At 69.1% G+C, this 21,776-nt stretch carries 21 protein-coding genes; 9 read left to right on the plus strand and 12 right to left on the minus strand.

Annotated features, from left to right (window positions below; translation table 11 throughout):
• Positions 1–27: 27 nt before the first annotated feature.
• Positions 28–597 (minus strand): TetR/AcrR family transcriptional regulator, encoded by a 570-nt coding sequence (locus D0D37_RS02940; RefSeq protein ID WP_037357138.1) that lies wholly within the window; start codon positions 595–597, stop codon positions 28–30.
• A complete protein-coding gene (locus D0D37_RS02945; RefSeq protein WP_116198935.1) occupies positions 594–1,379 on the minus strand; it encodes an SGNH/GDSL hydrolase family protein in 786 nt (261 codons plus the stop codon). Before D0D37_RS02945 ends, D0D37_RS02940 begins: the two co-directional genes overlap by 4 nt.
• A 343-nt stretch (positions 1,380–1,722) precedes the next feature.
• Here D0D37_RS02945 and D0D37_RS02950 point away from each other — a divergent pair, with 343 nt between their 5' ends.
• Positions 1,723–2,634 carry an NAD-dependent epimerase/dehydratase family protein gene (locus D0D37_RS02950; RefSeq protein ID WP_116198936.1) on the plus strand — a complete coding sequence of 304 codons (912 nt, stop codon included), beginning with the start codon at positions 1,723–1,725 and terminating at the stop codon, positions 2,632–2,634.
• A 3-nt stretch (positions 2,635–2,637) separates the two neighbouring features.
• On the opposite strand, the gene D0D37_RS02955 is transcribed toward D0D37_RS02950, so the two are convergent.
• Complete coding sequence (locus D0D37_RS02955) at positions 2,638–4,110, minus strand: helix-turn-helix domain-containing protein (protein ID WP_167493485.1); 1,473 nt, start codon at positions 4,108–4,110, stop codon at positions 2,638–2,640.
• 106 nt (positions 4,111–4,216) lie between these two features.
• Between D0D37_RS02955 and adh the strand changes: the two genes are divergently transcribed.
• The 4 genes from adh to D0D37_RS02970 all read left to right on the plus strand — a co-directional run bounded on the left by adh (position 4,217) and on the right by D0D37_RS02970 (position 7,086).
• On the plus strand, positions 4,217–5,740 hold the full coding sequence (gene adh / locus D0D37_RS02960) for an aldehyde dehydrogenase (RefSeq protein ID WP_116198937.1): 1,524 nt from the start codon (positions 4,217–4,219) through the stop codon (positions 5,738–5,740).
• On the plus strand, positions 5,740–6,111 hold the full coding sequence (locus tag D0D37_RS02965; RefSeq protein WP_116198938.1) for a DUF779 domain-containing protein: 372 nt from the start codon (positions 5,740–5,742) through the stop codon (positions 6,109–6,111). Before adh ends, D0D37_RS02965 begins: the two co-directional genes overlap by 1 nt.
• Positions 6,112–6,205: 94 nt before the next feature.
• Complete coding sequence (locus tag D0D37_RS46430) at positions 6,206–6,370, plus strand: hypothetical protein (protein WP_162834051.1); 165 nt, start codon at positions 6,206–6,208, stop codon at positions 6,368–6,370.
• Between the two features lie 26 nt (positions 6,371–6,396).
• Positions 6,397–7,086: an MOSC domain-containing protein gene (locus D0D37_RS02970; protein WP_116198939.1), complete on the plus strand. Its 690-nt coding sequence runs from the start codon at positions 6,397–6,399 to the stop codon at positions 7,084–7,086.
• Here D0D37_RS02970 and D0D37_RS02975 read toward each other — a convergent pair.
• From D0D37_RS02975 to D0D37_RS02990, 4 genes are all read right to left on the minus strand, one after another.
• Positions 7,063–8,637, minus strand: a complete 1,575-nt coding sequence (locus D0D37_RS02975) for a beta-N-acetylhexosaminidase (protein WP_162834052.1) — start codon at positions 8,635–8,637, stop codon at positions 7,063–7,065. The two genes, D0D37_RS02970 and D0D37_RS02975, sit on opposite strands and share 24 nt — an antisense overlap.
• A 251-nt stretch (positions 8,638–8,888) precedes the next feature.
• Positions 8,889–10,763 (minus strand): propionyl-CoA synthetase, encoded by a 1,875-nt coding sequence (locus D0D37_RS02980; RefSeq protein WP_116198940.1) that lies wholly within the window; start codon positions 10,761–10,763, stop codon positions 8,889–8,891.
• Between the two features lie 68 nt (positions 10,764–10,831).
• Entirely contained in the window at positions 10,832–11,197 is a 366-nt protein-coding gene (locus D0D37_RS02985) for a hypothetical protein (protein WP_116198941.1), read from the minus strand.
• Positions 11,194–12,918 (minus strand): hypothetical protein, encoded by a 1,725-nt coding sequence (locus D0D37_RS02990; protein WP_162834053.1) that lies wholly within the window; start codon positions 12,916–12,918, stop codon positions 11,194–11,196. The genes D0D37_RS02985 and D0D37_RS02990 overlap by 4 nt, the downstream gene beginning before the upstream one ends.
• A 391-nt stretch (positions 12,919–13,309) precedes the next feature.
• Between D0D37_RS02990 and D0D37_RS02995 the strand changes: the two genes are divergently transcribed.
• Positions 13,310–15,025, plus strand: a complete 1,716-nt coding sequence (locus D0D37_RS02995) for a serine/threonine-protein kinase (protein ID WP_116198943.1) — start codon at positions 13,310–13,312, stop codon at positions 15,023–15,025.
• 299 nt (positions 15,026–15,324) lie between these two features.
• Here the strand turns inward: D0D37_RS02995 and D0D37_RS03005 are convergent, their stop codons facing one another.
• Positions 15,325–15,891, minus strand: coding sequence for a class I SAM-dependent methyltransferase (locus tag D0D37_RS03005; protein WP_116198944.1), 567 nt, complete (start codon positions 15,889–15,891; stop codon positions 15,325–15,327).
• Between the two features lie 55 nt (positions 15,892–15,946).
• Here D0D37_RS03005 and D0D37_RS03010 point away from each other — a divergent pair, with 55 nt between their 5' ends.
• Positions 15,947–16,726, plus strand: a complete 780-nt coding sequence (locus D0D37_RS03010) for an AraC family transcriptional regulator (RefSeq protein WP_244223356.1) — start codon at positions 15,947–15,949, stop codon at positions 16,724–16,726.
• Here the strand turns inward: D0D37_RS03010 and D0D37_RS03015 are convergent.
• Positions 16,677–18,245 (minus strand): dolichyl-phosphate-mannose--protein mannosyltransferase, encoded by a 1,569-nt coding sequence (locus D0D37_RS03015; RefSeq protein ID WP_116198945.1) that lies wholly within the window; start codon positions 18,243–18,245, stop codon positions 16,677–16,679. The genes D0D37_RS03010 and D0D37_RS03015 overlap by 50 nt on opposite strands.
• 54 nt (positions 18,246–18,299) lie before the next feature.
• On the opposite strand from D0D37_RS03015, the gene rsmI reads away from it, so the two are divergent.
• Positions 18,300–19,139: a 16S rRNA (cytidine(1402)-2'-O)-methyltransferase gene (gene rsmI, locus D0D37_RS03020; protein WP_116198946.1), complete on the plus strand. Its 840-nt coding sequence runs from the start codon at positions 18,300–18,302 to the stop codon at positions 19,137–19,139.
• A gap of 1 nt (position 19,140) precedes the next feature.
• Here the strand turns inward: rsmI and D0D37_RS03025 are convergent, their stop codons facing one another.
• The 3 genes from D0D37_RS03025 to D0D37_RS03030 all read right to left on the minus strand — a co-directional run bounded on the left by D0D37_RS03025 (position 19,141) and on the right by D0D37_RS03030 (position 20,614).
• Positions 19,141–19,662 carry a hypothetical protein gene (locus D0D37_RS03025; RefSeq protein ID WP_116198947.1) on the minus strand — a complete coding sequence of 174 codons (522 nt, stop codon included), beginning with the start codon at positions 19,660–19,662 and terminating at the stop codon, positions 19,141–19,143.
• A gap of 283 nt (positions 19,663–19,945) precedes the next feature.
• The gene (locus D0D37_RS48415) at positions 19,946–20,077 is read right to left on the minus strand and encodes a hypothetical protein (protein WP_279630246.1); all 132 of its coding nucleotides are present in this window, start codon (positions 20,075–20,077) and stop codon (positions 19,946–19,948) included.
• Positions 20,078–20,137: 60 nt separating this feature from the next.
• The gene (locus tag D0D37_RS03030; protein WP_116198948.1) at positions 20,138–20,614 is read right to left on the minus strand and encodes a QsdR family transcriptional regulator; all 477 of its coding nucleotides are present in this window, start codon (positions 20,612–20,614) and stop codon (positions 20,138–20,140) included.
• A 172-nt stretch (positions 20,615–20,786) separates the two neighbouring features.
• Between D0D37_RS03030 and D0D37_RS03035 the strand changes: the two genes are divergently transcribed.
• Entirely contained in the window at positions 20,787–21,746 is a 960-nt protein-coding gene (locus D0D37_RS03035; protein WP_116198949.1) for a quinone oxidoreductase family protein, read from the plus strand.
• The last annotated feature ends 30 nt before the right edge of the window (positions 21,747–21,776 follow it).

Consider the following 21,776-nt stretch of genomic DNA (forward strand, 5'->3'; position numbering starts at 1 on the left):
GCGTTGGATGGTGGTGAGGCCCTGCATTCAGCCCAGATACGCGTCCAGCGTCACCGCCAACGCCGATTCCGGCGAAGGCGCGAAGCTCGCTCCAGCCAGTCCGCCCCACAGCCACAGTTGCGCGAGACCGTGCAACGCGGCCCACAGCGACGCTGCGACGAGCCGAGGATCTGTACCCGGACGCAGTCGGTCGTCGTCCGCTTCGGCACGGTCGAGACGTACTAGCTCCGCGAAGGTGTCGAAGACCGCGCTGCTGGCCGCGACAAGCCCCGGTTCCTCCGGGTCGATGAGGTCGCGACGGAACATCAGCTCGAACATGGCCGGGTTCGTAACCGCGAAGTCGACGTACGCGTGACAGGCGGCCGTGACGCGCTCGCGCGGAGTGCCGTCGGGCAACTGTGCGCCCCGATGGAGCAGCTGTGTGAAGCCAAGCGTCGCTACGGCCGACAGCAGCTCCGCGCGTCCCGAGAAGTGGCGAAGCGGCGCACCGTGCGACACACCTGCCGCCTTCGCGATACCGCGCAACGTCACGGCCTCGACACCGGAGCCGACGAGCAAGTCCGCTGCGGTGCGGATCAATCGCTGACGCGCGCTCATACCTGAGCTTCGGAGAAGGCCACGGGCAGCAGCTCCGGACGCTTCGGCAGGAAGCCGTCGCCAGGAGACCGGCCGATGAGCCGGTTTCGCAGCCGCGTGATCCCCACCGGCAGCACTTCCCGCCACAGCCAACGCAAGTCGGCGATCGCGCTGTCCGGGGTCGGAACGCCGGGCAACGGCTGGAGCCAACTGCCGTCGTGCGCGACGCCGAGCCGGTCGAGCACGTGCCCGGCGACGCGCAGATGCCCGGCCTGCGACAGGTGCAGCCGGTCCGGCCCGAAGTAACGCGAATCGTGCGCGGCCTGGTCCGGCCACAGGTCGACGAGCTTCGCGCCGTAGCTGACCGAAGCTTCGCGGATGGCGTCGTTGAGCGCGGTGACCCGCGGCCGCATCCGCCCGCCCAGCGGCATGCGATGCGCGATGTCGCTCAGGGTGAAGGTGACGACGTTCGGCGCGATCTGCGTGCACTGCCGGATCGCGGTGTCCACGCGCCGCGCGACCGTGCGGGCGTCCCAGCCGCGGCTCATCACGTCGTTGCCGCCGCCGAACAACGCGATGAGATCCGGCTCGTGCCGCTCGGCCGTCGGAAGCTGCTCCGCGGCGATCTGGTCGAGCCGCCGTCCGCGAACGGCCAAATTGGCGTAACGGAACGCGGTTTCGTCGCGCGCGAGCCGCCCGGCGACGTAATCCGCCCAGCCGCGGTACTGGCTGTGATCCGGATAGGGATCGTCCAGCCCCTCCGCGCAGCTGTCGCCGACGGCGACGAACGTGTGGAAACCCATTCCGCTCTCCGTAACCCCTGGTTCATCTTGTAGACATTGTCTATCAAAGTATGTAGACGGTGTCTACCTCGGGTCGTCCTTCGAGCGACGAGGTAGGCGTTCTTGATCTCCGCGGCGAGATTCTCGGCGACCACGGGAAGCGGCTCGTGGTGATCAGGCCAGCGGACCTCGCTGCTGATCACCGTGCTCCCGGCTCGCGCGCCCTCCGTGCCAAACTCGCGGAGGCGGCCCAGTTCGGATCTCCACGGAGAAACCGCCGAGCAGGTCGGACAACTCGGTCGTCGACCGTTTGGCCTGCTGGCTGGACGTTCGCGCTTTCGCCTTCCAGGGAAACGGACTCGGCATGAAGATCTTGGTGGTGGGCGGCAGCGGCCTGTTGGGCCAGCACGTGCTCGATGAGCTGCGGAAACGCGGGCACGAGGCGACTGCGGTCGCGCGTACGGCACGTGAGGGAGTCGACCGGACGCTCGACGTCTCGAAGGCTTCGCACGACGAGTTGCGCGAAGCGCTCGATGGGCACGACGGCGTCGTCTTCGCTGGCGGCATGGACGATCGTGCGGTCGGACGCGGACCGGTCGAGCCTCGGCTGCGCGCGGGCAACGTCGCACCTGTCGCCGCGTTGTTGCGCGCGGCGCGCGAAGCAGGCTGTACGCGGGCTGCGGTGCTTGGGTCGTATTACACGTACTTCGACCGCGTACGTCCGGAGTGGGGGTTGGCCGCGAAGCATCCGTACGTGCGCAGTCGACTGGAGCAGGCCCGCGTCGCGCGCGAGACGGCGGGGCCGGACTTGCCGGTGGCGGTGATCGAAGTGCCGTTTGTCTTCGGTGTCGCGGAGGGTCGGGTACCGCAGTGGTCGGTGCCGATCGTGAAGTGGGTCCACTCCAACTCGCCGCTCTTCGCGCCTCCCGGCGGGACGGCGGCGACGAGCGCGCGCGGGGTCGGAGTCGCGACGGTGGATGCGCTGGAGCGGGCGTCAGGCGCGGATATCCCGGTGGCGGAGGAAAATCTGCCGTGGACGGACATGTTCGCCCGACTGGCCGCGGCGGCGGGACGCCCGCGCCGGGTGCGCTCGATGCCGTCCTGGCCGGTGCGCGGTGCGTTCAAGCTGGGCGGATTCCTCGACGGGCTGACCGGAAAGCAGCCGGGGTTGACGGTGCAGCACATGGACGGGTTGTTGTTGCGGGAGTTGTATCTGGAGCTGAACTATCCGGCTCCGGTGGACGAGGCGATCCGGGAAACCGTTGCTGCGCGGTGAGAATCAGCCCAGCCGGGCGCGGTGAGTCCGCACTGCGGCCAACCGCGGATCGGACGGTGAGAGCACTGCGGACAACGCGTCCAGAATGGCCAGATCGTCCGCGCCGCAGGAGGTTTCCCAGAACGACCACAACGTGTCCGGGTCCCCGCTGTTCAACGCCAGTTGCCGGACCTGCGCGCTGATCGACTCGCGTTCTTCCAGGATCGCGGGCGATTCCGACTCCGCGAGCAGCGGGCCCTGGAACGACCGGACCGCCGCCGCGGCGTCTCCGGTGCGCAGGGCAGCCTTGGTGCGCAGGAAATCCGCGTCCACGGTGGCTGCGAGGCGGTAAGGACGCGTCTGCAACACCCCGGTGCCGAGCTGGGTGCGCAACCGGTGGATCTCGGCGCGCACAGTCACCGGGTTGCCAGCCTCGCCGTACAGCTGCAGCGCCAGCTTCTCCGCCGACAAACCGCGCGGCTGCAGCGCGAGCAGCGTCAGCAATTCGGCGTGCCGCAAGGTGAACGGGATGTCTCGACCGTCCACAATGGTCGATCCGGGACCGTCGGTGAGGTATTCGAGCGACAACCGGCGGCGGGTCGCGGAGCCGGAGGTGGCGATCCGCAGGAGATAGCCCTCGTCGAGCGGGTCGACAGTGGCGACCCGGCCGTCCGGCAGCGTCACCGTGCCGCCGCCTTTGCGTACCTCCACAGTGGACGGAAGCGTGCACGCCTCGGCGGCTAGCACCCGTCCGCCCGCCGAAAGAAGCGCGCCGGGGCGGCCGCGCAACGACGCGAGGTGCGGCATGTTCGCCCGCCGCACCTTCTCGTCGCGGACCGCCAGCTGGGCTCGCAGCCGTCCCTCGGCCAGCTGCGCGGTGGCCGTGACCAGCGACAACATTGCCGGATGCACTGTGCGGAGCGGGCCGCTGACATCGATCGAACCGAGCAGCGCACCGGTGTCGGGGTCGCGCACGGGGGCCGCCGCGCAGGTCCACGTGTGATAGCGGCGTACGAGGTGTTCGGCGGAGTAGATCTGCACCGGCTGACCGGTCGCGAGCGTCGTGCCCATCGCGTTCGTGCCGATCGCCTCTTCGCTCCACCGGGTGCCCTCGGTGAGCGCGACCTGGTCCGCGCGCAGCAGTACGCCGGTCGCTCCCTCGCGCCACAGGATGAGCCCGTTCGCGTCGGTCACGATCATCATGTGCTCGGCGTCGTCGGCGATGCTCACCAGCATCTCGCGCAACAACGGCAGCACCGGGGCCAGCGGGTGCTCCGCGCGCAGGTCGGTGAGTTCGTTCGCCTCGAAGATCAGCGGGGCCTCACCGGCGTCCGGGTCGACGTGCGCGGCCAGTGAACGTTCCCACGAAGCCGACACCACGGAGCGCGGCGAGCGTGGCGCGGTGGATCCGGACAGCACTGCTTCGCGGACATGCCGGAGCAGCCGCGCGTACGACTCCGGATCGCGCAGCAGATCGGGTTCGGGCAGCTCCGCCACGTGAATGAGAGTAGAGACCCTGGTCACAAGGCTGCAACGTTGGCGCAACGTTGCCCGGCCTACGGTCGCCGCCGACCGTCACCGACCAGCAACGAGGCAGGGCAAGATGGCCGTATACGCCGCACCGAACACCGACGGCTCCGTCGTCGACTACGAGACCCGCTACGACCACTACATCGGCGGCGAATACGTCGCGCCGGCCGGCGGACAGTACTTCGAGAACCCGACGCCGGTGACCGGGAAGACCTTCACCGAGATCGCCCGCGGGACGGCGGCCGACATCGACCGGGCGCTCGACGCGGCCGAGGGCGCCGCGCCCGCGTGGGGCCGCACCTCGGCCGAGGAGCGCGCGAACATCCTGCTCAAGATCGCCGACCGGATGGAGCAGAACCTCGAGAAGATCGCGGTCGCCGAGTCCTGGGAGAACGGCAAGCCGGTCCGCGAAACCCTCGCCGCCGACATCCCGCTCGCGATCGACCACTTCCGCTACTTCGCCGGCGCGCTGCGCGCCCAGGAGGGCGGCATCTCGCAGATCGACGACAACACCGTCGCCTACCACTTCCACGAGCCGCTCGGCGTCGTCGGCCAGATCATCCCGTGGAACTTCCCGCTGCTGATGGCGGTCTGGAAGCTCGCCCCGGCGCTGGCCGCGGGCAACGCGATCGTGCTCAAGCCCGCCGAGCAGACCCCGGCGTCGATCCACCTGCTGATGTCGATCATCGGCGACCTGATCCCGCCGGGCGTGCTGAACATCGTCAACGGTTTCGGCGTCGAGGCGGGCAAACCGCTCGCGTCGAGCAACCGGGTGCGCAAGGTCGCGTTCACCGGCGAGACGACGACCGGACGGCTGATCCTGCAGTACGCCAGCGAAAACATCATCCCGGTGACCGTCGAACTGGGCGGCAAGAGCCCGAACATCTTCTTCGACGACGTCGCCGCGGCCAACGACGCGTTCTACGACAAGGCACAGGAAGGGTTCGCGCTCTTCGCGCTGAACCAGGGCGAGGTCTGCACCTGCCCGTCGCGTGCGCTGATCCAGTCCGGCATCTACGACCGGTTCCTCGGCGACGCGGTCGAGCGCGTGAAGAAGATCAAGCAGGGCAACCCGCTCGACACCGAGACGATGATCGGCGCGCAGGCCTCGAACGACCAGTTCGAGAAAATCCTGTCCTACATCGACATCGGCAAGCAGGAAGGCGCGAAGGTGCTCACCGGCGGCGAGCAGTCCGACCTGGGCGGCGACCTGTCCGGCGGCTACTACGTGCAGCCGACGGTGTTCGAGGGCGACAACAAGATGCGGATCTTCCAGGAGGAGATCTTCGGCCCGGTCGTGTCCGTGGCGAAGTTCGACGACTACGACGACGCGCTCAAGATCGCCAACGACACCCTGTACGGCCTCGGCGCCGGCGTCTGGTCCCGCGACGGGAACACCGCCTACCGCGCGGGCCGCGACATCCAGGCCGGCCGGGTGTGGGTGAACAACTACCACGCCTACCCGGCACACGCGGCCTTCGGCGGCTACAAGGCGTCCGGCATCGGCCGCGAGAACCACAAGATGATGCTGGACCACTACCAGCAGACGAAGAACATGCTGGTCTCCTACTCCGACCAGGCGCTTGGCTTCTTCTGATGAGTGAGCGGGTCGACCTGACACCGGCCGCCGCCGACCTCCTGCGGCGGCTGGTGCCAGTGCACGGGCCGGTGATGTTCCACCAGTCCGGCGGATGCTGCGACGGCAGCGCCCCGATGTGTTACCCGGCAGGCGAATTCCGGGTCGGGACTCGCGATGTGCACCTGGGCGACCTGACGGTGGAGGGCATCGACACGGTGCCGGTGTGGATGTCCGGGCCGCAGTTCGAGTATTGGAAGCACACCCATCTGACCATCGACGTGGTGCCCGGGCGGGGGAGCGGGTTCTCTCTCGAAGCGCCCGAGGGGGTGCGGTTTCTGATTCGGTCTCGGTTGCTCAGCGATGAGGAGTCGGCGGAGCTGAACGGGTGATTACGGTGCTCGGTGAGTTCGCCCGCTCACCGGGCACCGTCCGCTCGGCCGATCGAAAATCCTTGGCACTTTTGTTTGCGGCGACGCGGACGAGATGCGGCAATTCGGCTGGACGTACGACCCCAAGGCGAAGGCCGACCTTTACACCCACCTCGAGACGCCGTACCACGCGAAGTTCGAGGTATTCGTGAAACCCGGCAGCGAGGAGACGGTCTACGTGCGGAGCCTGGCCTCTGGCTTCCCCGACCCGTCCAAATAGCCCAGCGCACTTGCTAGGTTCAACTCATGCTGTCGCTGAAAGACGTCTACGTGGGCGAACCGACTGTGCTCGGCCACCAGCGGGACCAGCCGGTCCTGAGCGCCATCCGGAAGACCCGGGTCACGGACGGAGAGCTGGTGCTGTCCGAACTCAACCTGGCTGGCGACCGCCAAGCCGACCTCTCGGTGCACGGCGGCCCGGACAAAGCCGTCTACGTCTACCCGGTCGAGCACTATCCGACGTGGACCGCCGAGGGGTACTCCGTCGCGCACGGCGACTTCGGCGAGAACCTTTCCGTGCACGGCGCGCTGGAGAGCGATGCGCGGATCGGCGACATCTGGGCCTGGGGCGACGCGCTCGTGCAGATCGCGCAGCCGCGGCATCCGTGTTTCAAGCTCGCGATGCGCACCGGTCGCAAGGACGTCGTGCCCGCGATGATCAGCACCAATCGCTGCGGCTGGTATCTGCGCGTGCTGCGGCCGGGCACGGTCCCGACGGCCGGGCCGATCGACCTCGTGGAGCGGGCCGAGGGGCCGACCGTCGGGGAGACGTTCCTGGTCGCCGCGGCGAATTACGCGCAGTTGCCTGAGCCGGGACCGATGCTGGAGCTGGCTGAGCGCGTGCTGTCGACGGAGACGTTGCCGGAGGGCTACCGCAAGGGCATCCAGTCCAAAGTGGACCGAGCCAGGGCATCACTTCCAGTCGACCTGGGGTGAGCGGTAGAAGTCGATTCCCTGGGCTTCCCAGCGCGGCGCTTGCTTGGCGATTCGCTCCCGGTAGCCGTCCCAGGTTCGGGACGCTCGCGGCGACCAGCCGATTTCCGCGACGCCGGGCAGGCGCGGGAAGGCCATGTACTCGATGTCGTCGGTGGTCCGGATGGTCTCCGTCCACAGTGGAGCCTCGACACCGGCGACGGACTTCTCCTCGACGCCGGGGACGAGCGTCGTCGGATCCCAGTCGTAGGCGTCGCGGACTTCGACCAAACCGGCCCAATCCTGGCCCAGCTTGGTCGATTCCGTGTACTTCATGTCGAGATAGGCGTGGTTGGCGGGCGACATGACGAACTTGTTCCCGCGCGCCGCAGCGGCGGCCACGTCCGCGTTCGGGCCGCCCTGATCCCAGTACTGCGGCACGGCGGACGTCGGCAGCGGCGTCTTCGCGATTTCGTGCCAGCCGGTGATCAGTTTGCCGTATTTGGCGACCATCGGACTTACCTTCTCGTAGAAGGTTTTGTAGTCCTCGGCAGGCGTCGAATGTGCTTCGTCGCCGCCGATGCCGATGTACTTGCCGGGCGTGATCGCGGCGAGTTCGCGGATCACGTCCTCCACGAATCGGTACGTGGTAGGCGAATTGATGCACAGCGAGCTGTAGCCGACCTCGATGTCGGTGCGCGGCGGGACTGCCTTGCCGTCGCAATTGAGTTCGGCGTAGACCGACTGCGCGGCGTTTGTGTGCCCAGGCATGTCGATTTCCGGCACGACGGTGATGTGGCGGCTCGCGGCGTAGGCGACGATGTCGCGGTACTGCTCCTGCGTGTAGTAACCACCGGGGTCGCCGTACGCCGCGGTCTTGCCGCCTTCGGTCGCCAGTTTCGGCCAGCTCTTGATTTCGATGCGCCAGCCCTGGTCGTCGCTGAGGTGCAGGTGCAGCGTGTTGATCTTGTACTGGACGATCTGGTCGATGTACTTCTTCACCTGCGCAGGCGTGAAGAAATGCCGCGCGACGTCGAGCATCGCGCCGCGGTGGGCGAAGCGCGGGTAGTCGAGGACACTGCCGCCAGCGACCGTCCACGTGCGGTGCTGCACGGACTTCGCCTCGATCGCCGACGGCAGCAGCTGCCGCAGCGACTGGACGCCCGTGAACAGCCCGGTGGCGGTGTTGGCGAGCAGCCGGACGCCGCTCTTCGTGACGTCGAGCTGGTATCCCTCGTCGCCGACGCGCGGATCGGCGTGGCCGAGGTCGAGCGAGATCGCGGACAGTCCCGGGCTCGCCGGGACGACCGGCAGCGGGAATCCGGTCGCGGGCCGCAGCAGTCCCCGCAGGTACGCGGCGACGTCGCCGGTGCCGTGCCCGGCGCGGATGACCGTCAGCGGGGTGAGTCGGAAGGTGGCGTCCGCCTTCGCCACGGCGTGCACCGGCACCGGTACGAGGTCGGTGACCTGCCGTTCGCTGGGCGCGGGACTCGCCGCGGCCGGCCCGGGCACTCCCACCGCGGCGAGCCCGAGCACGGTCACCCCAAGCACGGCCCTGGACAGGGTCTTCCTCACGGCATACCTCCGGTCGCGTCGCGGAGAAGGCGGACTTCAAGAGGTATAGACCACTACCGGGGACGCTGACAACGCCCGAAAGGGTCGGCTGACGACTGATGTCCCGTTCGCCGGGATGCCCGCACCCGCCCCGGTGCCATAGCGCGCGGGGGTGCCGAGGTCCGTGAGGGGAACCCTGAGGGAATCAGAGTCCCTCAGGGTTCCCCTCACGGACCTTCCGCGCTACCGAGAGAACCCCACCGGGGCGGCGCTCAGGGCCGCAGGATCGCCCGCAACGCGTCGAGTACTGACGGGTCCTCGATGGTCGACGGAACCGCCTCGTCGCGACCGTCGGCGATTCCGCGCATCGTCTTGCGCAGGATCTTCCCCGAGCGCGTCTTCGGCAGCGCGTTGACCACCGACACGTCCCGGAACGCCGCGACCGGCCCGATATCGCGGCGAACCAGCGCGACCAGTTCGTCCCGCAGCTGGTCCTCGGGCACGTCCACTCCGGACTTCAGCACCACGAAACCGCGCGGCACCTGGCCCTTCAGCTGGTCCGCGACCCCGATCACCGCACATTCCGCGACCGCCGGATGCGAAGCCAGCACGGCCTCCATCGAACCGGTCGACAGCCGGTGCCCCGCCACGTTGATCACGTCGTCGGTGCGGCCCATGACGAAGAGGTAGCCGTCCTCGTCGAGGTAGCCCGAGTCGCCGGTCAGGTAGTAGCCGGGATAGCGCGACAGGTACGCCTCGCGGTAGCGCTCGTCGTCGCCCCACAGCGTCGGCAGCGAACCCGGCGGCAGCGGCAGTTTCAGCGTGATCGCGCCCTCGCGGCCCGCTGGCAGTTCCTCGCCCGCCTGGTCGAGGATGCGCACATCCCAGCCGGGCACCGGTTTCGTCGCCGACCCGGGTTTGACCTGCATCGGTTCGAGACCGCGCGGATTGGCCGCGATCGGCCAGCCGGTTTCGGTCTGCCACCAGTGGTCGACGACCGGCGTGCCGAGGATGTCGTGCGCCCAGTGGTAGGTCTCCGGGTCGAGCCGCTCGCCCGCCATGAACAGGGTGCGGAACCGGGAGAGGTCGTACTTCTTGAGTTCGTCCGCGTCCGGGTCCACCTTCTTGACCGCGCGCAACGCCGTCGGCGCGGTGAACAGCGCCTGCACGCCGTGCTCGGAGATGACCCGCCAGAACGCGCCTGCGTCCGGAGTTCCGACGGGTTTTCCCTCGTACAGCACGGTTGTAGCGCCGACCAGCAGCGGCGCGTAGACGATGTACGAATGCCCGACGACCCAGCCGACGTCGGAAGCCGTCCACCACACGTCCCCGGCGTGGACGTCGTACAGCGCGCCCATCGACCACGCCAGCGCGACCGCGTGCCCGCCCGTGTCGCGGACCACGCCCTTCGGCCGCCCGGTGGTGCCGGACGTGTAGAGGATGTACAGCGGATCGGTCGCCTTCACCGGAACCGGATCGACCGGGTCGGCGTCGGCGACGAGGTCGTTCCAGTCGAGGTCGGCGCCGGACAGTTCCGCGCGCGCCTGCTCGCGCTGGAACACCACGACGTGGTCCGGCTGGTGCTCGGTGGTCTCCAGCGCGGCGTCGATGATCGGCTTGTACTCGACCACCCGAGTCGGCTCGATCCCGCACGACGCGGCGAGGATCAGCTTCGGCTTCGCGTCCTCGATCCGCGCGGCCAGTTCCTTCGGTGCGAACCCGCCGAACACCACGGAGTGCACCGCGCCGATCCGCGCGCAGGCGAGCATCGCGATGACGGCCTGCGGAATCATCGGCAGATAGAGGATCACGCGATCGCCGCGGGTGACGCCGAGCGACGCGAGCGCGCCGGCGAAGGTCGCGACCTCGTCCCGCAGTTCGGCGTAGGTGTAGCGGCGTTTGCGGCCGCTGACCGGCGAATCCCAGATCAGCGCGTCCTGCGCGCCGCGGCCGCCGTCGGCGTGCCGGTCGAGGGCGTTGTAGGAGGTGTTCAGCTCGCCGTCGGGATACCAGCGGTAGAACGGCGCGGCGGACGAATCGAGCGCGCGGGTGGGCCGCTGCGTCCAGTCGATCGCCCGGGCGGCTTCGAGCCAGAAGTGCTCCGGGTCGTCCAGACTGCGCCGATACGTCTCGGTGTACGCGCCCACGAGGTCTCCTTTGACTTCAGACGGCCGAATCTGCCCTCATGATGGCCTTTCCCTCGTCGGGTCGCAGGTCAGCCCGGCCACACCTTCCCGACCTGCTCGGAGATCTTGAGAACGAGGCCGGAGAAGTCGGAAAGGCCGGTCAGGAGGGTCTTGACCTTCTCCCACCGGCTGACCGGCACCGCTGGAGCGGCCGTGCCGGGGGCCCGGGCCGCGTCGGTCAGCTCGTCGAGCGCGTCTTCGATGATCTCCTGCTTCGGGAGGCCGTGCTCGCGCACCTGGGCGCGCAACTGCTCGAGGAGGTCGAGCAACTGGGCGTCCGCGGCGGGGCCCGCGTTGACCGTGCCGCCGCTGATGTCCCCGTGGCTCGTCCCGCCGAAGACCATCGGGCCGCTGTTGATCCCGGTGATGGAGATGTGGTTCGTGGGTCCGGTCATGGTGTCCTCGCTGTCGTCTCGGCCGGTCCGGAAGGGCCGCTGATGTCGCCGTGGCTTTCGCCGCCGAAGATCATCGGGGCGTTGTTCGTTCCGCTGATGGTGATGTTGTTGATCATCTGCGCGTCAGCTCGTCGTTCGAACACCGTGCTCGAATATCCGCACTCCTGAAGCGTCGCGGCCACCGCGGGCACCAGCTTGCTTTCCAGCAGACGCACGTAGCGTTCGGCGTCGACGGTCTGGAAGTAGTTGCGCGGATGCCGCATCGAGGCGAGTTCCCGCAGCGTGCGCCCAGCTCCGTAGCGGTCCGGGTTGAGCTGGTGCGCGTCGTGGGGAAGCGGCAGGCGCATCCGGAACGCGTTGGCGATCCGCCCGAACGACGTCACCGGCAGGAGGAGCCAGCGGACGAAACCCTCCCACAGCGGCCGCACGCCGTTGTTGACCATCTTGTCGAGGGCGCGGTACTCGTCCGCGATCGGCGGCAGGACACAGGGCGTCCATTCCAGATACAGCTCGTTGGCGCCGACCGCGCAGTGGACGAATGCCGAGACGACCAGGTCGCGGTCCCAGGTCTCCAGCTCCATGCAGAGGTAGTAGCGGGACCATTCGCGCGCCTGGTCGTGGACGTGTCCCGCCTCGACGTCGTGGAGAAACGCTTGCGGGGCCGTATTCAGGTGCGGCAGGTAATGCCTTATTTCCGGGAGGTGAAGGTGATCGAGAAGCTTGTCGGCCGGAGCGAAAACGCGTCCGGTGACGACGAGGTCCCGCAGCCGGCAATCCGGGGCGAGCGGGCCGCTTTCGCGCAGCTCGGCGGTTTTCTCGGCGATGCGCCGGTACAGCAGCCGAGCCGTCAGCCGTGGTTTTTCGTCCGCGTCGGCATCGGCGGTCAACGGGATCACCATCGACCACGGCTTCGTGCTTTCGCCCGCTCCGACGAAGGGATTCGCGCCTCGGTGGACGATCAGCGGGGTCAGCGCGTCCGGCCCGGAGGGGACGCGTCCGATCCGATGGCGCTGGAGTTCCGCGCGGAATCGCGGCGGGGCCAGTGAGAACGACAACCGGTCCGCGGGCGGCTTAGGCGCGCCGCCCGGGATTCTCGCCAGCCTGCCGAAATAGGTCGTGAGGAGATGCCACACCGCGATCCGGTCCGCGACCAGAACTATCAGCATCGCCAGCGCGCAGCAGACGGAGACGGCCCAGTACACGTCGAGATCGGGCAGGCCGGAATAGCTCCGTCCGCCGTAGCCGAAACCGCTGCTGAGGTCCGACAGCTCGGAAAAGGCGAAGAAACCGAAACCGGCGATGATCGCCAGCGGAAGCGAGGCGAGCCCGAGCGCCACGATCTTCACGACGGTCACGAGCACCTTCCGGGCGCTGCCGTCCCGGTTTCTGCGCCATAACCGGACCGCGTAGACCACGAACGCCACCGCGAGCCAGGCGGTCAGCAAACCGGTGAACAGGCCGCACCAGACGAAAACCGCGCCCAGCACGGCGAGCAGCGCGTCCCGGTATTTCCGTCTGGTGCGGGCGGCGAGCGCTTCGGTCAGGACGGTCGCGGTGTCGACACCCGGGGACGGCGGGATCTGCCGGGTCGGTTCGACGAGGAACTCGCGGACCGCGTCCTCCGCGTACTCGCGGTCAAGATGGGCAGCTGCGACCAGGTATCGGGTGCTGTCGTCTGTCGCCAGCACCGCTGGTGCGACGGATTGGGTCGACTGGGTCAATCGGGGTCTCCGACCAATTCGGCGGCGAGCACGCGGCGGCGGGCTCGGGATGGCAGACCCGGGGCATGGCGGATTTCGGCAGGCTCGTGATCGAGGCGACGCGCAACAGGCGTACTGGTCGCCGGCATGACGTGACCCTCCCCAGGCATCACCACGCGGGACTGTGTTCGTGCGAGCGCAGAACGTAGCACGGTGGCGATCACCACGTGTGCGGATTTTTCGAATCGGCGGCCAGCAGCGAAGATCGTTCGCTGGGCCAGATCGATGCAGTGGATCACGTTCCCGGCGCGACCCGGCAACCCCGACGAGGCCGTGTGCGTCCTAAGCTGGACCGTGGGGAACGGCCGCGCAGCGGCAGGAAGACGACACTGACAGTGAGGGGAACCAGCCGGTGAGCGGAATCGGGAGCGCGCTGCTCTCGCTCGCGCACGCCTTGTTCGACCCGGGGTTCTGCCCCGGCGACTGGGTGTGGGCGACGACCACAGCGGGTGCGCTCGTCGCGCTCTTCCCGGCGGCCGGGGCGCTGATCGTGGCGATCGTGCGCAAGGGGACCGGGAACCGGTACGACGCGACCACGCTCACCGTGTTCGGGCTCATCGGCGTGGTCAGCGTGCTGGTGTTCCCGTGGCTGATCTCGTCGGGTATTTCGGAAACCTTCCGCGCGGCCAACGCGGGCCAGGCGACCGGACTGTCCGGGGCGGCCACGCTCAGCAAGGAGTACTGCTCGTTCGTCGGCGTGCAGCAGACCTACCTCGGCGGCGGGTCGAACGTCTTCGAGACGCTCTTCTACCCGCGCGGCCTCAAGCTTTCCTACGCGCTGTACCTGCTCGCCTTCACCGTGCTGCCGGTCGGCTCGCTGCTGTTCGTGATGCTGCAGGCGCGCACCGCTTTTCGTCGCGGGCCGAAGTGGCCGTCGCGGTTCTTCTGGATTCCCTTCGTGGTCATGGCGGTCGCGTCGACGGGCATGTCGGCCAACACCGCGGTGCACTTCTGGCTCGGGTTCCTGCCGTTCAGCATCCTGGGACTGATCCCGGTCGCGCTGGTCGGCCCGCCGCCGTGGTCGGTGATCAACCGGCCGGAGCCGCGGCGCGACGAACCGCCTGCCGCGCCGCCTCCGCCGCGCCGGGAGCAGCTGCCGCCGCCTCCGCCGCCGCAGAACAAGGCGTACCCGGCCACCGCGCTGGCGTCCGCTCCGGAGCCGCCGCCCGCCGGGGCGCTGGCCGCCGCGCCCGGCATGATTCCGCCGCCGCCTGGCTCGCGCAACGCGGGCAGCAGCCGGTACCGGCGCGTCCGCCAGCTCGGGACCGGCGGGTTCGGCACGGTCTGGGAAGCCGTCGACACGCAGCTCAACCGCACTGTCGCGCTCAAGATCGCGCACGCGCCCGACCGCGACACCGAGGAGCGCATGCAGCGCGAGGCCCGCGCGCTGGCCGTGGTGAACCACCCCAACTGCGTCCGGGTGTACGACCTGGCCGAGGAACCGGACGGGCTCGCGCTCGTCATGGAGTACCTGCGGGGCCGCCCGCTCGCCGAGGTGGTCGACGGACAGGGCCCGATCGACGACGTCGCCGCCGGCCGGCTGTGGTCGACGATGGCGGGCGCGCTGGTCGCGGCGCACGAGCGGGGCGTGCTGCACCGCGACGTGAAGCCGTCCAACGTCATCCTCGACCCGGCGGGCATCGCGCACCTCATCGACTTCGGCATCGCCCGCAGCCAGGGCGACTCCAAGATGACCGCCACCGGGATGATGATCGGCACGCCCGACTTCGTCGCGCCGGAGCAGGCGATGGGCTCCCCGGCGAGCCCGGCGTCGGACGCCTGGCAGCTCGCCGCCACGGTCAGCTACGCGCTGACCGGCCAGCCGCCGCGCGGCACCCGCGAGACGCCGATGGCCGCGCTGATGGCCGCGGCGCGCGCCGATCCGGTCACGCACCTGCCGCAGCGTTCGGTGCACGCCCGGATCCTGGCGGCGTCGCTGGATCCGGAGCCGCGTCGTCGTCCGACGTTGAACTCGGTGCGGCGCGAGGTGGACGGCTGGCTGAGCAGGCAGGGCAAGGCGCTGGACGGGCCGGTCACGCAGATCGTGCCGCGCCGGTCGCCTCGCTGAGCCTCGTGAGTGTTTACGCCGGTTCTAACCGGGATTAGCGCTCACGAGGGCTTCACCGCGGAAAACTCCAGCCGCTTCCGCTCGACCTCCACGCGCACCCGCTCGAACCCCGCCGCCGCCAGCCGCCCAGGCAGGGTGTCCGCATCGAGGACGTTCATCCGGCGTCGCTGGATCTGGAGCCGCGGTTGGCTGGGCAGGCAGGGCAAGGCGCTGGACGGGCCGGTCACGCAGATCGTGCCGCGCCGGTCGCCTCGCTGAGTCTCGTGAGTGTTTACGCCGGTTCTAACCGGGATTAGCGCTCACGAGGGCTTCACCGCGGAAAACTCCAGCCGCTTCCGCTCCACCCCCACGCGCACCCGCGCGAGCCCCGCCGCCGCCAACCGCCCCGGCAGGGTGTCCGCGTCGAGGACGTTCATCGTGTCCCCCATGTGCAGGAGCCGGAATCCGAAGCTGAGCTGGCTGTCCACCCCGCAGTAGGTGCCGCCGGGCCGCAGCACCCGGAACGCTTCCGCAAAGATCCGGTCCTGGAGCGCGGCGGTCGGCACGTGGTGCAGCATCGAGAAGCACACGACCCCGGAAAACCGGCCGTCCTCGAACGGCATTTCCGCGCCGCTGCCCTTGACGATGTCCGCCCGGTCGCCGTATTTCTCCTGCAACAGCCGGTTCGACGCCGGATCGATTTCCAGCGCGGTCAGCTGCGGCACCGCGTCGACCAGCACCCGCGTGGTCGCCCCGAAACCCGGCCCGATTTCCAGCACGTCGTCGCCCAGTTCGAAGCGGGCGAGCCAGTCCGGCAGCACTTCGGCCACCGCGGCGGCCCATTTTTCCGAGCTGCAGAGCTTCCGGTGCATCAGGTTCATCGGCATGGTTCCGACGCTAGGGACGAGCCCTGTTGACCGGAAGACGATAGGCTGTCACCTCATGTCGCAGTACGGTCAAACCGGCGCGATGCTGCTCGGCGACCTGCCGATCGCGGCCGGAGCCTGGTTCCCCTGGCACGAGCACCCGGCGCACCAACTCGTCTGGGCCGCGCGCGGGGTCGCCGCGGTGATGGTCGGCGACGCGCAATGGGTGCTGCCGTCCACGCGCGCGCTCTGGATCCCGGCTGGGGTCCGGCATCGCACCGGCGCGGCCGGGAACGTCGAACTGCGCGGCATCTACGCCGATCCGGAGCAATGCCCGGTCGACTGGCCGTCCCCGCGGATCGTCCTCGTCCGGCCGCTGCTGCGGGAACTGCTGGAGCACCTGTCCGCAGACGGCATCAGCGACGACGCGCGCCGCCGCGCCGAGGCGGTCGCGTTCGACCTGCTGGAGCCGATGGACGTGGCACCGATCGTCGTACCCGCGCCCGCCGACCCACGAGCGCGCGACGTCGCCGACGCCGTGCTCGCCGACCCTGCGGACTCGCGCAGCCTGGCTGAGCTGGGCCGGGAAGTCGGTGCGAGCGAGCGGACCCTGGCGCGCGCGTTCGTCCGCGATTGCCGGATGACGTTCGGCACCTGGCGCACGCAAGCGCGGCTGCGCGCGGCATTGCCGTTGCTGGCACAGGGAATGCCGATGACGACCGTCGCGCACCGGGTCGGGTATGCGACGGCCAGCGCGTTCGTCGCCGCCTTCCGCCGGGCGGTCGGGATGCCGCCGGGCGCCTACTTCAGCGCCACGAAGGCAACCACATTTCCGCCTGCCAATGGGCGTTCGTGATCGGGATTCCGTTGAGAATCGGCCACAGCCACGCGAAGTTCGCGACCACCAGCCCGACGTAGAGCGACACGACGAGCAGACCGGTGCCTCTGCGCTCGAACCCGCGTTTGGCGCTGCCGAGGATCTGCCCGAGCGCGAGCACCAGCCCGAGCACCAGGAACGGGGCCATCGGCGTGGCGTAGAAGAAGTACATCTGCCGGTCGATGTTGGTGAACCAGGGCAGGTAGCCGGCGAAGTAGCCGGTCAGCACGGCGGCGTAGCGCCAGTCCGCGCGGAAGAACCAGCGCCACAGGCCCCAGCCGAGCATCGGGGCGGCCAGCCACCACATCGCGGGCGTGCCGATCAGCATCGTCGCGCCGAGGCAGCGCGATTCGCCGCAGCCGGTGACGTTGCCGTCGTAGTAGTAGAGCATCGGCCGCAGGCCCATCGGCCACGTCCACGGCTTCGACTCCCACGGATGCGGATTGTCCTTGGGCGTCAGCAGGGTTTCGTGGAAATGCAGCACGTTGGCGGTGTAGCTGCCGAGCGAGCGCAGCGCGGGCGGGATCCAGCCGAACATGCCCGGGTCGAGGTTCTTGATCTCGGTGTAGTGCCGGTCGGTCGCGGTTTCGCTGGCGAACCACGCCCAGTACGCCGCCAGGTACATCAGCACCGGCACCACGAGGATCGCCCACAGCGCGGGCGCGACGTCGCGGCGGATCGTGCCGACCCAAGGCCGCTGGACACCGGCCGCGCGCCGGGCGGCGACGTCGAAGAACACAGTGAGCAGGCCGAACGCCGCGATGTAGTACAGCGCCGACCATTTGACGCCGAAGGTCAGGCCGATCATCAGCCCGGCCGCGAACCGCCACCAGCGGAAGCCGAGCTTCGGGCCCCACTGCGATTCGCCGATCCAGCCCTCGCGCACCGCGACGGCCAGCCGCTGCCGCACCTGGTCGCGGTCGCAGAGCACGCAGGCGAACGCGGCGAGCACGAAGAACGCGATGAAGATGTCCAGCATCCCCATCCGCGACTGCAGGTGCAGCACGCCGTCGCAGATCACCAGCACGCCCGCGATGCCGCCGAGCAGCGTCGAGCGGGTCAGCCGGCGCGCGATGCGCACGGTGAGCAGCACGATCAACGTGCCGGCCACAGCCGACATCAGCCGCCAGCCCCAGCCGTTGTAGCCGAAGAGCCACTCGCCGAACGCGATGAAGTCCTTGGCCAGCGGCGGGTGCACGATCAGCTCGTACCCGGCGTTGTCCTCGTACCCGCCGTTGCGCAGCATTTGCGCGGCCTGGGGCACGTAGTGCTTCTCGTCGAAGACGGGACTGCCGTGGTCAGTGGGAAGGCCCAGATTCTGCAGCCGGACGACGCCGCCGATCACGGTCAGCACGATCGTGACGATCCAGCCGCGCAGCCGGTCGGCGGGCATCGCCCGGCCGAGCAGGGTGGCTTCGCGGTCGGTCGGAGGACGGCGCGCGTCGACCGGGTCCGGCCGCACGCTCTCGTCGTCGGCACGGGTCAGCAGCGCGGTCACGGGGCCCGATAGTATGGCCTGATCCACTGGTGGCGTCTGGTTAGGCTGACTGCCATGACTTCTGCGTCCGGACGGCTCGTGCTCGCCGCCACCCCGCTGGGCGATCCCGGCGACGCGTCCGCCCGGCTGATCGAGGCGCTGGGCTCGGCAGACGTGATCGCCGCCGAGGACACCCGGCGCCTGCGAGGCCTCGCTTCCGCGCTCGGCGTGTCGCCCTCCGGCCGGGTGGTGAGCTTCTACGAAGACGTCGAGACTGCCCGGTTGCCGAAGCTGCTGGAGGCGCTGCACGGCGGCGAGACGGTGCTGGTCGTGACCGATGCCGGGATGCCGAGTGTGTCCGATCCGGGGTTCCGTCTCGTGGCCGCTTGTGTCGAGGAGGATCTGCCGATCACCTGCCTTCCCGGCCCTTCGGCGGTGACGACGGCGCTCGCGTTGTCCGGGCTGCCGTGCGACCGGTTCTGCTTCGAGGGCTTCGCGCCGCGCAAGCCCGGTGAGCGGTCGAAGTGGTTCGCGGAGTTGGCGAACGAGCGTCGGACTGTCGTGTTCTTCGAATCGCCGCACCGGATCGCGTCCCTGCTGTCGGACGCCGCCGCCGCGTTGGGCGGGTCGCGGCGGGCCGCGGTGTGCCGGGAGCTGACAAAGACGTACGAAGAGGTCAAACGCGGCACTCTCGCGGAACTTGCCGAATGGGCGGCGGATGGGGTTCGCGGCGAGATCTCGGTGGTGCTGGAGGGCGCGGCTCCTCGGCAAGCGGTGGTGTCGGATCTGGTGCCGGAGGTGGCGGAACGGGTCGCTTCGGGGGAGCGGCTGAAGACCGTCGCGGCCGAGGTCGCCGGTGCGGCCGGGGTGTCTACAAAGGAGCTTTACGCGGCGGTTCTCGCGGCTCGGAAGTGAGTTAGTTCCGGCGGGCGTTGTCTTCGGCTAGGAACTGCAGCCACCTCGGGTCGCTAGGTGCGGTTTTGGTGATCGTGGCCAGTTCCTCCGGTCGCCAAGTGCCGACACCGTCGGTGCGCACGGCATGGTCTTCCGGCAGGCCGTCGTCGGGAATTTCCGTGGTGCTGGCGAGGAACTCAGCGACGGTGGACGGATCGGCGACGGTGCGCGAAGCGGCAACGGACACCAGTGCGAGCTCGCCGTCTCCGGCGACGACGAGGTCACCGGCCGACGTCGCGGCCAGCGCGGTCACTGCCGAGCGGAGCAGTTTGTGTTCCGTGGTTCGGTCGCGCGCGACGTCGAACTCCAGCAAGGTGCCGGACGGCGTCCCGATCCACAGTGCGCCGGGTCGCGCGCCGAAGGCGATGTTGTGCGCGGACCAGCTGCGATACTCGTCGATCCATTTCATGTCGTCGAGGCTGTCTCGCGCCGGAATGTAGAACGTGGTTTTCCGGACCCGCCGCAGCGAGGGGAACTCGGACACCAGCGCCAGGTGTCCGGGGTCGTCGCCGCGAATCGCCAGGGCGGGAGAACAGAACCAAGGTCGCGCCCTGGTCGCTCTGCATCGTGGCGACCAGTCCGCCCGCGGGATGCGCGGCGATGCCGGTGCCGAGGTCGATGACGTCCGAACGGTCGTAAGAATCGGGTGGGTCGGCGACGTCCAGCGCGGAGATGCCGGACCGGGTCCAGCGCACCGTTTCCCCGCAGACGGACACGGCCAGTCCCGGCTGCTCCGGATGCCAGGCGACGACGGGCCAGCGGCCGAACTACTCGTACTCCGGGGAATCCGCGCCCACCGCGCCGATTTTGCGAAGCACTCGCTCGGCGTAGTAGAGGTGCACCGCGGGCCGGTCCCGGTCGATCCCGGCGACGAGCGACAGTTTTGGATGATCCGCCAATTTGCCGATCGAAGCGGTGGGGATTCAGGCGATGGCCTGGACAACAGTCACCAGAAGACTCTAGCGACTGCGCAACAGCATTTTCGCCGCTACCAAAGCCTTCTCGGCGTCCGGCTCCTCGCCGGTGATGGCATCGGTGTAGATGAACGACTCACCGACCCGCACGAGCAGATACGCCAGATCCGCCACCGGCAACGGTGTCTCTAACCGCCCCGCCGCCACTTCATCCGACAGCAAACCGCCCACCTTCTCGATGGTCCGCGACTGCACCAAACTCGCCTTGGTCGTCAACAGTCGCAGCGCGCGCTCCGGCTCCCGGCGCAAAAACGCACGGAAAGGCGAGGACGCGTTGACCGTCCGCACGAACGCCCCGATCGCCTCCGCGATGCCGTCGCCGCCACGGCCCGCATAACTGACGTTATCCAGCACCGACGCAGTCTCCGCCCACAGGATTTCGCTCAGCAGGTGATCGCGGCTGCCGACCCAACGGTGCAGGGTCGCGCGGCTGACGCCGAGGTCAGCGGCCAGGTCGCGCATGTCGACGCGGTCTCCGGCGAGGAACCGGGCGCGGGCGAGACGGAAGGCCGCGACGGCGTCGGGTCGCGAGGTGCGGGTGGACAGTGGTGTGTCGATGGGTGCGACGTTAGCAGAGAGTGTCCCATGGATGAGACATATGGCAGAATGTCTCACGACGAGAGGAGCCGCGAAGATGCGTGCTGTGCAGGTGACCGAATTCGGCGGTCCCGAGGTGCTGAAGCCGGTCGAGCTGCCCGATCCGGTGGCCGGGCCGGGGCAGGTGCTGATCGAGGTCGACCGCGTCGGGCTGAACTACGCGGACACGCACCAGGCGGAGAACTCGTATCTCGCCCCGAGCAAACTGCCGCTCGTGCCGGGCGGCGAGGTCGTCGGCCGCACGGCGGACGGCAAGCGCGTGGTCGCGCTGCTCAACGGTGGCGGCGGGTACGCCGAGCGCGTCGCGGCCGACGAGGCCATGACTTTCCCGGTGCCCGACGGCGTCGACGACCTGAACGCGCTGTCCATGCTGGTCCAGGGCGCGACCGCGTGGATCATGCTGCGCAAGAACGCCCACCTCGAACCCGGCGAGTCCGTGGTCGTGCACGCCGCGGCGGGTGGCGTCGGGTCGATCGCGGTGCAGCTGGCGAACGCGTGGGGCGCGGGCCGCGTGATCGCGACCGCGAGCAGCGAGGAAAAGCGCGCGCTGGCGATCGAACTCGGCGCGGACGTCGCGGTCGATTCCCGCGCGGAGAACATGACCGAGGTCCTCCGGGAAGCCAATGGCGGCAAGCGAGTCGACGTCGTGCTCGACATGGTCGGCGGCCCGACGACAGACCAGAGCATCGTCGCGTTGGCCCCGTTCGGCCGTCTGGTGTTCTACGGCATGGCCGGGCGTCGCTCGCCGAAGCCGATCGAGCTGCGCAACCTGCTCGGCCACAGCACGACCGTGGCCGGGATGTGGCTGCCGCACGTGTTCCGCTTGCCGGGCAACGTTTTCGGCACCGCGCTCAGCGACCTGTTCACGATGGTGCTGGACGGAAAACTCCGCGCGATCGCGGGCGGCGAGTACGCGCTGGAGGACGCACGGAAGGCGCACGAGGCGCTGCGGTCGCGGGGCACGACGGGCAAACTGCTGCTCGACCCGCGTAGGTAGGCGTCGTGAGTGCTGATCCCGGTTCTAACC

Origin of the sequence: Amycolatopsis circi (genome assembly GCF_003385235.1) — a bacterium.
Lineage (GTDB): Bacteria > Actinomycetota > Actinomycetes > Mycobacteriales > Pseudonocardiaceae > Amycolatopsis > Amycolatopsis circi.

Coding starts and splice junctions, on each gene's coding strand:
- D0D37_RS02940 (WP_037357138.1), bottom strand. CDS start 597: ATGAGCGCGCGTCAGCGATTGATCCGCACCGCAGCGGACTTGCTCGTC.
- D0D37_RS02965 (WP_116198938.1), top strand. CDS start 5,740: ATGAGTGAGCGGGTCGACCTGACACCGGCCGCCGCCGACCTCCTGCGG.
- rsmI (WP_116198946.1), top strand. CDS start 18,300: ATGACTTCTGCGTCCGGACGGCTCGTGCTCGCCGCCACCCCGCTGGGC.
- D0D37_RS02970 (WP_116198939.1), top strand. CDS start 6,397: ATGCTGTCGCTGAAAGACGTCTACGTGGGCGAACCGACTGTGCTCGGC.
- D0D37_RS02985 (WP_116198941.1), bottom strand. CDS start 11,197: ATGACCGGACCCACGAACCACATCTCCATCACCGGGATCAACAGCGGC.
- adh (WP_116198937.1), top strand. CDS start 4,217: ATGGCCGTATACGCCGCACCGAACACCGACGGCTCCGTCGTCGACTAC.
- D0D37_RS02950 (WP_116198936.1), top strand. CDS start 1,723: ATGAAGATCTTGGTGGTGGGCGGCAGCGGCCTGTTGGGCCAGCACGTG.
- D0D37_RS46430 (WP_162834051.1), top strand. CDS start 6,206: ATGCGGCAATTCGGCTGGACGTACGACCCCAAGGCGAAGGCCGACCTT.
- D0D37_RS03010 (WP_244223356.1), top strand. CDS start 15,947: ATGTCGCAGTACGGTCAAACCGGCGCGATGCTGCTCGGCGACCTGCCG.
- D0D37_RS03005 (WP_116198944.1), bottom strand. CDS start 15,891: ATGCCGATGAACCTGATGCACCGGAAGCTCTGCAGCTCGGAAAAATGG.
- D0D37_RS03030 (WP_116198948.1), bottom strand. CDS start 20,614: ATGCGCGACCTGGCCGCTGACCTCGGCGTCAGCCGCGCGACCCTGCAC.
- D0D37_RS03035 (WP_116198949.1), top strand. CDS start 20,787: ATGCGTGCTGTGCAGGTGACCGAATTCGGCGGTCCCGAGGTGCTGAAG.
- D0D37_RS02945 (WP_116198935.1), bottom strand. CDS start 1,379: ATGGGTTTCCACACGTTCGTCGCCGTCGGCGACAGCTGCGCGGAGGGG.